The following is a 13,121-nucleotide window of genomic DNA, read 5'->3' on the forward strand; positions in this document are numbered from 1 at the left end:
CTGTCAGCAGTCTGACACTCATTAATCTCGCTATTTTGCCACAATCAGTGTCGGTAAAGTGAATGAGTTAATGCGATCGCTGTTATACCGCACAATTATCAGGTTCCGGCCCAGTATGTTATTATTTTTCATCATATTCTCAGCAGAAAGTAGTGTAAGCCCCGCAACGATTAAGGGAATCTATGTTTAGTATCGCCAAACGCATCACCCTGGGTGCGCTGTTATTACTGATTATGCCGGTTGGCGTATGGCTTTCGAGCTGGCGGTGGCAGCCGGTAGAAATGGGCTCAGGCTACAAGCTGCTATTCGGGCTTACGGAAACCGTCACCAGCCCCTGGGGAACGCTGACCAGCCTCCTGCTCTGTGGATGGTTTCTCTGGTGCTTACGGTTTCGCCTTAAACCGGCAGTGGTGCTGTTACTGATCGTTGCTGCCTCGCTTCTGGTAGGGCAGTACGCCAAGACCTTTATTAAGCGGGAGATTCAGGAGCCTCGCCCCTACGTGCTGTGGCTGGAGAAGAGTCAGGGCCTGAATGAAAAAACCTTCTACGAGCAAACGCGCAGGCAGCGCAGCGCGGTAGTGACCGAGGCAATGCGCCAGAATACACGGCTCCCGGAGTGGCTTAAGCGACACTGGGCGTTTGAAACGGGCTATGCTTTTCCGTCAGGGCATACGATGTTTGCTGCCACATGGGCCTTACTGGCGGTAGGGCTGCTGTGGCCCAGGCGGCACAGGGTAACCGTCGCGGTGATTATCCTCTGGGCGGTGGGCGTAATGGGCAGCAGGCTGGCGCTGGGAATGCACTGGCCGCGCGATCTTATCACCTCAACGGTAATCAGCTGGCTGCTGGTGATGCTGGCCACGTGGCTGGTGCAGCGCTTTTGTGGCCCGCTAACCGTGCCGGTGCATGAGCAAAAAGAGATCGCAAAGCGCGAGCGACAGTAGACAGTAATTGAGTTTACCCCGGCAGGCCCCATATCTACAGCATGCTGAGGGCCTGTTTTCATGGTCAATGCGGTTCCCGACGCATCAGACAAGCAACAGGGCATTTTTTTTGGCATAATTCAGCTGGATAACACCAGCTTAAAGGACGGACTGTGAAATATTTGCTGATTTTTTTACTGGTACTGGTGATTTTTATCATCTCCATTACCCTGGGTGCTCACAACGATCAGACGGTGACCTTTAACTATCTGTTAGCGCAGGGTCAATATCGGGTATCCACGCTGTTAGCGACGTTGTTTGCCGCCGGTTTTATTTTGGGCTGGGCAATATGCGGTCTTTTCTGGCTGCGGGTACGCGTGTCACTGGCTCACTCTCAGCGTAAAGTTAAACGTCTGCAGCAGCAGCTGGGTCAGGCAGAAGAAATCGTGACAGTGTCACCCGTCCCCGCTGTTAAGGAATAATTTTTTATGTTGGAACTGCTGTTTCTGTTATTACCCGTTGCCGCCGCTTATGGCTGGTATATGGGGCGCAGGAGTGCGCAGCAGGATAAACAACAGGAAGCCAGCCGCCTGTCGCGAGATTACGTTACGGGCGTAAACTTTCTGTTATCAAATCAGCAGGACAAAGCCGTCGATCTCTTTCTGGACATGCTTAAAGAGGATAGCGGAGCGGTTGAAGCCCACCTTACGCTGGGCAATTTGTTTCGCTCTCGCGGCGAGGTGGATAAGGCCATACGCATTCACCAGTCGCTAATGGAAAGCGCTTCCCTGACTTACGACCAGCGACTACTGGCCATTCAGCAGCTTGGGCGTGATTATATGGCGGCCGGCTTCTACGATCGTGCCGAGGAGATGTTCAGTCATCTGGTGGATGAAACCGATTTTCGCGTTGGTGCACTTCAGCAGCTGCTGCTTATCCACCAGGCGACCAGCGACTGGAGCAAAGCCATTGAGGTGGCAGAGCGGCTGGTTAAGTTGGGGAAAGATAAGCAACGTCTGGAGATCGCCCACTTTTACTGTGAGCTTGCGCTGCAGGCAATGGGCAGTGACGATCTCGACCGGGCGATGACGCTGTTGCGTAAAGGAGAGTCGGCCGATCGCGAGTGCGCGCGCGTGTCGATAATGATGGCCCGCATCCATATGGCCAGGGGCGAATATGCGAAAGCGGTAGGCCATTTGCAGCGTGTGATCGAGCAGGATAAAGAGCTGGTCAGCGAAACGCTGGAGATGCTGCAAACCTGCTACCAGCATCTGGATAAGCAGAATGACTGGGTTGACTACCTTAAGCGCTGCGTAGAAGAGAATACCGGGGCCGCTGCCGAACTCTACCTTTCCGATGTTATTGAGAAAGATGAAGGGGGAGAGGTCGCGCAGCTTTATATCAATCGGCAGCTACAACGGCATCCGACCATGCGGGGCTTCCACCGGCTGATGGATTATCACCTGCACGAAGCGGAAGACGGCAGGGCGAAAGAGAGCCTGATGGTACTGCGCGATATGGTCGGAGAGCAAATCCGCACCAAGCCACGCTATCGCTGTCATAAATGCGGTTTTACCGCCCATGCACTTTACTGGCACTGCCCATCCTGCCGTGCCTGGTCTTCGGTTAAGCCTATTCGCGGTCTTGACGGCCAGTAACGCAGCCCGCGTTACCGGCCCGGATCCGCACCGTATTTTAGTTACAACATACTGAAAGTTTGCCATCAGGGGTTTCAGAACCCCCGGCGTTTGCCCAGTCTGGCAGGGGAGAAAAGGGAAAACTGAGCAGGGAACTGTGAATTTTCCGGCGCCACAGGTAGAATGCATGCCGTTTCTCGCCTGCACCGCTGGTGCTTTACTTAAAAGGGTATATCCATGCATTCACCTCAGATAGCGGGTTCTCCGATTTTGCTGGCATTAGACTACGCGTGTCTTGACAGCGCGATGGCTTTCGTTGACCAGATTGACCCCAAAAGCTGTCGCCTGAAGGTAGGCAAAGAGATGTTTACCCTGTTTGGACCACAACTGGTGCGGGACCTTCAGCAGCGCGGCTTTGAGATCTTCCTCGATCTCAAGTTTCATGATATCCCCAACACCACGGCGCACGCGGTGGCCGCCGCCGCCGAGCTTGGCGTTTGGATGGTAAACGTACACGCCAGCGGTGGGGCGCGTATGATGACGGCAGCCCGCGAAGCATTGGTTCCTTTCGGCAAAGATGCCCCCATGCTGATTGCCGTTACCGTGCTCACCAGCATGGACACGGAAGATCTCAGGGAGCTGGGTATCACGCTGTCGCCCGCTGAACATGCCGAACGGCTGGCGCGTCTGACGCAACAGTGTGGCCTTGATGGCGTAGTCTGTTCTGCGCACGAAGCGGTTCGCCTTAAACAGACGCTGGGGAGCGCCTTTAAGCTGGTGACGCCAGGTATCAGACCGGCGGGCAGCGCAGCGGGCGACCAGCGCCGTATTATGACGCCCCAGCAGGCACAGCAGGCAGGTGTTGATTATATGGTCATCGGCCGCCCCGTCACGCAATCCCCGGATCCGGCGGCCACCCTTGCCGCGATTCAGGCTTCATTACAGGAGGCATAATGGCTGATAACGAAAACAGGCTGGTTTATTCAACCGAAACGGGCCGCATTGATGCGCCGAAAGCGGCTCCCCAGCGCCCTAAGGGCGACGGTACTGTCCGCATTCAGCGGCAGACCAGCGGCAGAAAGGGGAAGGGCGTTTGCATGATAAGCGGGCTGGATTTAACGGATAGCGATCTGGATAAGCTGGCCGCGGAGCTAAAGAAAAAATGTGGCTGCGGTGGTGCGGTTAAGGACGGCATTATTGAAATCCAGGGCGATAAGCGTGACCTGATAAAAACGCTGCTGGAAGCAAAGGGAATGAGGGTAAAGCTGGTGGGTGGCTGATGTCAAAAGTCAGGGCCGCGAGTATTTGCGGCCCTGGCAGGGATGTGCTGCTATAGTCTTATTTATTAGTATCGAAATTAACGGCTAATCTGATGGCCGATAACCCCACCTACTGCGGCCCCGCCAAGGGTACCTAAACCGCTACCATTGGAAAGAACAGAACCGCCAATTGCGCCTGCACCCGCCCCAAGTGCTGTATTTCGATCGCGCTTTGACCAGTGTGAGCAGGCGCTCAGTGACAGGACTAACGTGGCGGCCAGCACGGCGGCGGAAATGCGTTTTGCGGTCATAGACATAATTACTTCTCCAAAATTGCTACTACAGGGAACTCTGCTTAAGTATAGCGTTCAACCTGCGTTTCTGGCCCGCTCTCAGCATAATTATTAGCGATTTATCTTCCTAAAAAGAAACAAACCGCATAATCAACTTCTCACTGTTTTACGAGCAGTAAGCGAGGGGCAGTGCCTGCATCTAAAAGATTAGATAGCTAACTATCACTCCTGGTTCTATTGCTGACATTAATTATAACCCGGCGGGGGCGGGGCGAAAGGTAAAAAATCTTATTTAGCACCACGCGACCCTGCCAGCCGCTCCTTCGGCGCTACATTTTTAACTGAATTATCACAATTAGAGATCGACAGCCAGTTTCTGCCGCACATCCAGCCGTTACCTCCATACCCGTCATCGCCGGGAACAATGAAAATAAAAAGAAACGCGATGGGAGAAGAAAGTGTTAGAACAACTCAAGCAGCAGGTGCTGGAGGCGAATCTCGACCTTCCGCGTCATAACCTGGTGGTATTCACCTGGGGGAATGTAAGCGCCGTAGACCGTGAATCCGGGCTGATGGTGATTAAGCCCTCGGGCGTTAGCTATGGTGCAATGACCCAGGACGATATGGTGGTGGTTAACATACTGACGGGCGAAGTCATCGAGGGGAGCAAACGGCCATCTTCAGATACGGACACGCATCGGGCGCTCTATCAGGCCTGGCCACAAATTGGAGGAATTGTCCATACGCATTCACGTCATGCCACCATCTGGGCCCAGTCGGGACGGGATATTCCCGCATGGGGCACCACGCATGCCGACGACTTCTACGGCGCGGTTCCCTGTACCCGACAGATGCACACCAGCGAAATTCAGGGGCGCTATGAGTGGGAAACCGGGCAGGTGATCGTTGAAACATTCAGGGAGAGGCAGCTCGATCCACTGGCCATCCCCGCCGTGTTGATTAACTCGCACGGGCCGTTCTGTTGGGGTAAAACGGCGGAGGAGGCGGTTCACTCTGCGGTGGTCCTGGAAGAGGTCGCTTATATGGGTATTTACAGCCAGCAGCTTTCGCCTGAACTCCCGGCAATGCCGCAGCCTCTTCTGGATCGCCACTATCTGCGCAAGCACGGTAGTAATGCCACCTATGGTCAGAAAAAGTAATTCTTTCAACGATGCTTAAGTAACATTCGCATTCCCCCCCCCCCTAAAATTGCTGTCACCGCTGGTCACGCACGCGGCTGACAGCCTGCGTCATGCCCCCTCTGTTTTATCTTAAAAATCAGATACCCGTTTAGAGAACAGTCCCTCTGGATTACGCTTGAACCGCATTTGAGCACACCCATAAACAGAGGAAATACCATGACCGTTATTAATCAAACTACCTGCAGGCTGTTTAGTGAAGTTGGACAAACCACCCAGCTTTCCGCGTACTACGAAGAAGGCCGCCGTACGATGTGGATGATGCTACGGGCGCAGCCGCGTCCAAGTTTTAACCATGAGCTTATTGAAGAGATAATGAATCTCAGCTATGCCGCCCAGCGTTCAGGTTTGCCGATCGATTTTTGGGTTACCGGCTCGCTGGTGCCGACCATGTTTAATGCGGGCGGCGATCTCAACTTCTTCGCCCAGTGCATTAAAAACGGACGCCGTGAAGCCCTGCGCGCCTATGCCAGGGCCTGCGTAGACTGTATCCATGCCGCCGCGAGGGGGTTCGATACCGGCGCAGTCAGTATCGCAATGATTGAGGGTAGCGCGCTGGGCGGCGGCTTTGAAGCCGCGCTGGCGCACCACTTCATCCTCGCACAGGACACCGCGCGGATGGGCTTTCCTGAAATTGCCTTCAACCTCTTCCCGGGAATGGGGGGATATTCACTGGTGGCGCGCCGCTCCGGCATGAAGCTGGCGGAGGAGTTAATCTGCGAGGGAGAGTCCCACAGCGCCGAGTGGTTTGCAGAGCGCGGGCTGGTCGATAAAGTTTTTCAACCCGGGGAAGGCTACCAGGCTACCCGCACCTTTATTGACGTCCTGCGGCCAAAACTTAACGGGGTGAGGGCGATGCTGAAAGCCCGCCAGCGCGTACTGCAATTATCGCGTGCTGAGCTGATGGACATCACCGAAGACTGGGTCGATTTTGCCTTCACCATGGAGCCCAAAGACCTTGCCTATATGGAACGTCTGGTCCTGATACAAAATCGCCACAGCGCCCAGGCATTGAGAAAGGTAAGCTAATTATTTAGATGCGCTTTAAGCCAGTGCTCGAGTTCGTTAGCGGGCATTGGCTTAGCGTAAAGAAAGCCCTGACGCCCATCCACTCCACTGGCAATAACAAACTCCTCTTCCTCTTTTGTTTCAATCCCTTCGGCAATCACGCTGAGATCCAGCGCCCTGGCAACGGCGACGATGGCTTTAACCAGCGACTGCGACACCGGCTGATGGTTCACATCGCGAATAAAGCTCTGATCGAGTTTAATTGCGTTAATCGGCACGCGCGCCAGCTGTGAAAGCGACGAATAGCCGGTGCCAAAATCATCCAGATGTACCTCTGCGCCCAGCGCTTTAAACTGTGCCATCAGCGACAGCGCTTTCTCTTCATTTTCGATCAGGCAGCTTTCGGTCAGTTCAATATCGATCGGGCTTTGACTCAACCCCGCCTGTTCCAGCGCCTGTTTGAAATCGACCAGGATGCTTTGATCGGCCAGCTGACGAGGCGAAACGTTCACCGCAACGCGCAGATGAATGCCCTGTTCCCGCCAGCGGAGCGTCTGTGCCAGCGCACTCAACATCACCCAGCGGCCTAAGGGGACAATCAGCCCTGACTCTTCGGCATAGGAGATGAAACTGCCTGGCGGTACCAGGCCTCGCTCTGGTGACTGCCAGCGCACCAGCGCCTCCACGCTTGAGACCCGGCCATTCGCGTCGAGCTTTGGCTGATAGTGAAGGATAAGCTGATCCTGCTCGAGAGCTTTTCGCAAATTGGTATCCAGCCAGAGATATTCAAACACCCGCTGGTTCATCTCCGTGGAGAAGATGCAAAACTTGCCGCGCCCGCTCTCTTTGGCGGTATACATGGCGGTATCGGCATTGCGTATCAGACTCTCGCGGTCGTCGCCGTGCTGCGGACTGACCGCCACCCCGATTGAACAGCCGGAATAGACTTCAATCAGCCCAATACGGAACGGCAGCTTGAGGCGCTCAAGAATGCGTTCTGACATCGCCTCCAGCGCGCACTGGCTTGAGTTAAGCGCCAGCACAATAAATTCATCGCCACCGAGACGGGCCAGCGTCTGATCGGTCTCCAGACAGCCGAGGATGGCAAGGGAGACGGCCTGTAACAGCCGATCGCCAAACATATGCCCATAGGCATCATTGACCTTCTTAAAGTTGTCCAGGTCCAGATAAACAATGCCCACCTGACTGTTGCCACGCTGCTCTACCGCGTCGCCGATAGCAAGATGGATAGCATTGCGATTGGGCAGGCCGGTAATGGTATCCGTATTGGCCAGCACCTGCAGACGCTCCTGTGCACGGCGCTCTTCGGTAATATCCGTCCCGGAACAGATAAGATAGATTTCGTTCTTGCCGCTGCCGCTATGAACAAACTTATTGCGGAACAGAAACAGTCGCTGGCCCTTTTTGGTCTTAACCCAACGCTCTACCTCATAGGAGCTACCGTCCCGGAAAAATCCGCTGATGTTACGTCTTGACGCTGCGGCTTCCTGGCGGGTCATAAACAGCTGGAAGACATTGCAGCCAATCACTTCCTGCTCTTTCAGGCCGGTATACTCCTCACTCATGCGGTTAAAGCGCTGAATATTTCCACGCTGATCGAGGATAACAATCACCGAGTTTGCTTCAGAGACGACCTGCTCGGCGAAGGAGAGTCCTAACGACAGGTCGCGCGCCACGGCAGAGGTATCACCCCATGCCGATGCGCTCCCCGCCCACTCCGAGCGGTTAACCTTGCGGCCCACCAGATGCATCGGGATCTCTTCGCCATAGAGAGAAAGGGTCAGATTCACGCTGGAGGTTATCACGGTCATTCCTCGCAGCAGCCTGGCCTGAACCGGCGTGAGCGCCACAGCGATGTGAGTGGAAGAGGTTTCGTCTTCGGCGAAATTGAGCGCATCGCTGTCGGAAGTTAAACGCCAATGAGGGCTTGTAGTACCAAACCGGGTATAGAATAACGACTGCCCGTAATCATCGGTCATTTAATCATCTCCTTAAAGCATGCCATGCAGCTGTATCTTATTATTTTAGCAACAGTATTCGTCAACCTGCACAATCACAAGCTGAATAATGAATATATTTCTTAAGTGAAGATGAACGACGAAACTAATATGGCCCGCTGGATTGCGCGCAAGGGCATCTTAAAAATGCGAGGTCATGATGGTACTACCGGACAGGGAAATCACAAGGTTAACCCCCGAGCCGACGCTCGGGGGACGCACCTGTATGCACCGGGTGAAATGCCGGGGCAACGTTAGCAGGGACACCTGCCGGAACCGCCGCCTTTACCCGGATAGCGGGCATCAATGCAGTAGCGGTGAAAGGCTTTCTCGGTCATAGGCGTTAAATCAGGGTGCTGCTGCTGCATATGACGCAGATACCCCCCATAGTCCCGTACCCCGACCATCAATCTGAAGGTCTGTGTCAGCCGGGATATAAACAGCCCGGCAGTAAGACGCGTAGTATTGTCAGACATGGCTGGCCTCATTTCGTCGTGTTGTATCGCTCTCGTGAACGGTCGGGTGGGCATTGTTGAGTGCACGGCGGATCACAAAAAAGGCGGCAATCAGCATCGTCACCGCCACCAGCATAAAGAAGGCGCAAAGCGCCGCGTTAATCTGGTTACTTAACACAATCGTCTGCATATCCGCTAACGTTTTCGCCGGAGCGATAACCGTGCCATTCTCAATGCCCGCTGAGAATTTACGCGCCTGCGCCAGAAAACCAATATTAGGCAGGGGATGGAAAATTTTCTGCCAGCCCGCGGTCATTGAGGTGATCAGCAGCCAGGCCGTTGGCAGAAGGGTCACCCACGCATAGCGCTGTTTCTTCATTTTAAACAGCACCACGGTGCCGAGGATAAGCGCCATGGAGGCCAGCATCTGATTGCCAATACCAAACAGCGGCCAGAGTGTGTTTATCCCGCCCAGTGGGTCTTTAACGCCCTGATAAACAAAGAAGCCCCATCCGGCAACGGCAACGCTGGTGCCTGCAATGTTACCGAGCCATGAGCGATTATTACCGAGGGCGGGGACTACCGTACCAATCAGGTCCTGCACCATAAAACGACAGGCCCGGGTACCGGCATCGACGGCGGTGAGAATAAACAGTGCTTCAAAGAGAATAGCGAAGTGATACCAGAACGCCATCATTGCCCGGCTGTTGAATACTTCGGTGATAATATGCGCCATACCGACGGCAAAGGTCGGTGCGCCACCTGCCCGTGAAAGTATCGAGCCTTCACCCACATCGCGGGCGATGCCATTCAGCACTTCTGGCGTGACGACAAAGCCCCAGCCGTTGATCGCCTGCGAGGCCGTTTCCACCGTGGTGCCAATCAGCGCTGACGGCGAGTTCATGGCGAAATAGACGCCGGGTTCGATAACGGAGGCACAAATCAGCGCCATAATCGCCACAAATGACTCCATCAGCATTGCACCATAACCAATGAAGCGGATATGACTTTCACGCTCGACCAGCTTCGGTGTGGTGCCGCTGGAAACCAGCGCGTGGAACCCAGAAATGGCGCCACAGGCGATGGTAATAAACAGGAAGGGAAACAGGCTGCCTGAAAATACCGGCCCGCTGCCATCGGTAAATTGCGTCAGGGCGGGCATTTTCATTTCGGGCATGGCGAAAACAATCCCCACCGCCAGCCCGACAATCACCCCAATTTTAAGGAAGGTTGACAGATAGTCACGCGGCGCCAGCAGCAGCCAGACGGGAAGAACGGACGCGATAAAGCCATAGATTACCAGCACCCAGGTCAGGGTGGTCCCCTCGAGGGTAAAGAAGGGGCCAAGGGTAGGGTGCCGCGCGACATCGCCGCCATAAATAATCGCGGCCATCATCAGCACAAAGCCAATCAGTGACACCTCTGCGATTTTACCCGGTCGGATATAGCGCATATAGATGCCCATAAGCAGTGCGATCGGCAGCGTGGCGGCAATGGTAAACAGCCCCCAGGGGCTGTTCGCCAGCGCCTTCACCACGACCAGCGCCAGCGCGGAAAGAATAATAATCATCACGCCCAGCGCGCCCAGCATGGTCACCACGCCCGCAAAGGCCCCCAGCTCCTGCTTAGCCATTTCACCCAGTGAGCGGCCATCGCGCCGGGTTGAGATAAACAGGATCAGAAAGTCCTGCACCGCACCGGCCAGCATCACGCCGACCAGGATCCAAAGGGTCCCAGGGAGAAAGCCCATTTGTGCTGCCAGAATCGGACCAACCAGCGGCCCGGCCCCGGCAATCGCGGCGAAGTGATGACCGAACAGTACCCATTTATTGGTGGGCACATAGTCCAGACCGTCGTTATGGCGCTCGGCAGGCGTCCGTCTGCGGTCATCCAGTTCAAAAATATCCCTGGCGATAAAAAGGCTATAAAATCGCCAGGCGATGCTATAGCAGGCCACCGAGGCCACCACCAGCCACAGTGCGTTCACATGTTCACCACGGCTTAATGCCAGCATGGCAAACGCGCCAGCGCCGATCACCGCCACCGTACTCCATATCACGCCGGTTTTGACGTTTCTCATCACATAACTCCTTGCAGCAACCATAAGAAGGGGGCACAGAATCTTAAGGTAATGTAATTGTTTGTTAATGAAAGTGAATCGGCGGAGAAGTGTGAGGAGGGGAGGTTTTTTTCGTCATCAGATGGCATCTGGGTGATGAGGAAGTTTTTACGTTATCAGATGGGCATCCGGGTGATGAGGCAGGTTTTTACGTCAGCGGGTGAGCCAGGTGGGATAAGAAGCTATCCCACCTGAAGGAGGTTATGCGACGGGGCGGGCCACGACGCTGCGCGTTTCCATACGCACTTCAGCGATCGTCACTGCAATCACGTCCGTGACGCGGTAAACAACTTCACCTTTGATCTGAACGGTGCCGTTCTCCTGGCTGCATACCATCTCATCACGCACCGCGTGAATAAAGGGGGCAGGGATAAAGGCAACCGCGCCGTTGTCGGTCAGCCGCACGCGCATACCGCCGCGTGACACATCAATAATCTCCGCACTAAAGCGTTGATCGGTACCGGCAGCGCTTTGCAGGAAACGCGAGTATAACCAGTCTCCGACATCGCGCTCAGCCATGCGGTTCTGACGCCGACGCTCGGCCATTCTCACCGTTATCGCGTCCTGAGGGCGTGGGGCGCTTTCGCCTTTGATAATCGCCTTCAGCAGGCGATGGTTGATCATATCGCCATATTTACGGATAGGTGAGGTCCAGGTGGCATAGGCCTCAAGGCCCAGGCCAAAATGGGGACCGGGTTCGATACTGACCTCAGCAAACGACTGAAAACGGCGGATACGGCTGTCGAGGAACTGCGTCGGCTGCGCATCCAGATCGCGGCGCAGGGCGCGGAAACCTTCCAGCGTAGCGATGGCCAGTGGGTCAACCTTCACGCCGTGGTTATCGAGCACGTTGGCCGCCAGCTCAGCACCGGCTGCATCAAAGCCCTGATGGACGTTATAAACGCCGAAGCCCAGCTTATCGCGCAGTACGGTCGCCGCACAGATATTGGCGGTGATCATCGCTTCTTCGACAATACGGTTAGCAATACGGCGGTGTTCAGCGATGATATCCAGCACTTCGCCTTTCTCACCCAGCAGGAAGCGGAAATCAGGGCGATCTTTAAACACCAGCGCATGGGTCTGACGCCATTCGGCGCGTGCCAGGCAGAGGCGGTGCAGCAGACGAATTTGATGCGCGATCTCATCCGTTTCTGGCTGCCAGTCACCGATATTTTCCAGCCAGTCAGAGACATTGTCATAGGCCAGTTTGGCTTTGGACTCGATCCAGGCGGCGAAGAAGTGAATATCCGCACCCAGCGAGCCATCTGCGGCAACGCGAACGCGGCAGGCCAGAACCGGACGGCGTTCATGCGGGCGCAGCGAGCAGATATCGTCAGAGAGCTGACGCGGCAGCATCGGAATATTAAAGCCCGGCAGGTAGTTGGTGAATGCGCGCTGTGCGGCGATAGTATCCAGTTCACTGTCGGCAGCCACATAAGCGGTCGGATCGGCAATGGCGATGGTCAGCAGCAGCTCACCTTCCGGCGTTTCCTGCACGTAGAGCGCATCATCCATGTCTTCGGTGCTGGCGCTGTCGATGGTGACAAACTCCAGCGCGGTCAGATCGTCGCGCTCAGGCTGCTCATCCAGCATTTCGCCAGCGGTCGCCTCGGGCGCCTCGCGTTCCAGATTGTGGCGTGACAGGGTGACCCACCAGGGGGCGAGATGATCGTCGGCGGTGGTGATAAAGCCCGTCAGCTCGGCGTAAAAGGTACGGTCGCCCTTCAGCGGGTGGCGGCGCATTTCGGCCACGGCCCAGTCGCCCTGCTGAAAATCATGCTGGACGCTGCGATCCGCGCGGCACTGAATGGCGTCTTTTAACAGTGGATGGTCAGGTATGATGGAAAGCCGATCGTCTTTCTTCTGTACGCGGCCAACAAAACGGGTCAGGAATGGCTCTATCAGCGTTTCGGGATCGGCAACTTCACGATCCTTATCGGTCTGGATCACCGCGCTGATGCGGTCGCCATGCATCACCTTTTTCATAAAAGGCGGCGGAATAAAGTAACTCTTCTGTGCGTCTACTTCGAGAAAGCCGAAGCCTTTTTCCGTGCCTTTTACCACCCCTTCAACACGCGGCGTCTGGGAGTGGAGTTTCTCTTTGAGCTGCGCGAGCAGCGGGTTATCCTGGAACATAATCTCAACAGTTTTCGTGGCCTAAGAGCGGCAGACAGTTTTACGCGATTAACCGGCTCGCGGCAAGTAAAAAG

At 55.2% G+C, this 13,121-nt stretch carries 12 protein-coding genes; 7 read left to right on the plus strand and 5 right to left on the minus strand.

Annotation, left to right across the window (positions count from 1 at the left end):
* Positions 1-182: 182 nt before the first annotated feature.
* The 5 genes from pgpB to yciH all read left to right on the plus strand — a co-directional run bounded on the left by pgpB (position 183) and on the right by yciH (position 3,840).
* Positions 183-944, plus strand: coding sequence for a phosphatidylglycerophosphatase B (gene pgpB, locus AC4PCC_RS10135; protein WP_492127284.1), 762 nt, complete (start codon positions 183-185; stop codon positions 942-944).
* A gap of 152 nt (positions 945-1,096) precedes the next feature.
* Positions 1,097-1,405 carry a LapA family protein gene (locus AC4PCC_RS10140; protein WP_067701509.1) on the plus strand — a complete coding sequence of 103 codons (309 nt, stop codon included), beginning with the start codon at positions 1,097-1,099 and terminating at the stop codon, positions 1,403-1,405.
* Positions 1,406-1,411: 6 nt separating this feature from the next.
* A complete protein-coding gene (gene lapB, locus AC4PCC_RS10145) occupies positions 1,412-2,581 on the plus strand; it encodes a lipopolysaccharide assembly protein LapB (protein WP_492127285.1) in 1,170 nt (389 codons plus the stop codon).
* Between the two features lie 216 nt (positions 2,582-2,797).
* Entirely contained in the window at positions 2,798-3,514 is a 717-nt protein-coding gene (pyrF, locus tag AC4PCC_RS10150; protein ID WP_492127286.1) for an orotidine-5'-phosphate decarboxylase, read from the plus strand.
* Positions 3,514-3,840 (plus strand): stress response translation initiation inhibitor YciH, encoded by a 327-nt coding sequence (gene yciH / locus AC4PCC_RS10155; protein WP_492127287.1) that lies wholly within the window; start codon positions 3,514-3,516, stop codon positions 3,838-3,840. Before pyrF ends, yciH begins: the two co-directional genes overlap by 1 nt.
* A gap of 77 nt (positions 3,841-3,917) precedes the next feature.
* Here yciH and osmB read toward each other — a convergent pair whose 3' ends face one another.
* Entirely contained in the window at positions 3,918-4,136 is a 219-nt protein-coding gene (gene osmB / locus AC4PCC_RS10160) for an osmotically-inducible lipoprotein OsmB (RefSeq protein WP_067701521.1), read from the minus strand.
* Between the two features lie 434 nt (positions 4,137-4,570).
* On the opposite strand from osmB, the gene araD reads away from it, so the two are divergent.
* Complete coding sequence (gene araD, locus AC4PCC_RS10165) at positions 4,571-5,272, plus strand: L-ribulose-5-phosphate 4-epimerase (RefSeq protein ID WP_492127288.1); 702 nt, start codon at positions 4,571-4,573, stop codon at positions 5,270-5,272.
* A gap of 198 nt (positions 5,273-5,470) precedes the next feature.
* Positions 5,471-6,340, plus strand: a complete 870-nt coding sequence (locus tag AC4PCC_RS10170) for a crotonase/enoyl-CoA hydratase family protein (RefSeq protein WP_067701534.1) — start codon at positions 5,471-5,473, stop codon at positions 6,338-6,340.
* Here the strand turns inward: AC4PCC_RS10170 and pdeR are convergent.
* From pdeR to AC4PCC_RS10190, 4 genes are all read right to left on the minus strand, one after another.
* Positions 6,337-8,319 carry a cyclic di-GMP phosphodiesterase gene (pdeR, locus tag AC4PCC_RS10175; protein ID WP_492127289.1) on the minus strand — a complete coding sequence of 661 codons (1,983 nt, stop codon included), beginning with the start codon at positions 8,317-8,319 and terminating at the stop codon, positions 6,337-6,339. The genes AC4PCC_RS10170 and pdeR overlap by 4 nt on opposite strands.
* A 272-nt stretch (positions 8,320-8,591) precedes the next feature.
* Entirely contained in the window at positions 8,592-8,825 is a 234-nt protein-coding gene (locus AC4PCC_RS10180; RefSeq protein ID WP_492127290.1) for a YbdD/YjiX family protein, read from the minus strand.
* Positions 8,806-10,872 (minus strand): carbon starvation CstA family protein, encoded by a 2,067-nt coding sequence (locus AC4PCC_RS10185; protein WP_492127291.1) that lies wholly within the window; start codon positions 10,870-10,872, stop codon positions 8,806-8,808. Before AC4PCC_RS10185 ends, AC4PCC_RS10180 begins: the two co-directional genes overlap by 20 nt.
* A 240-nt stretch (positions 10,873-11,112) precedes the next feature.
* Positions 11,113-13,047, minus strand: a complete 1,935-nt coding sequence (locus AC4PCC_RS10190) for an exoribonuclease II (protein ID WP_492127292.1) — start codon at positions 13,045-13,047, stop codon at positions 11,113-11,115.
* Positions 13,048-13,121: the final 74 nt, after the last annotated feature.

The organism is Erwinia sp. L03-1, from assembly GCF_058686115.1.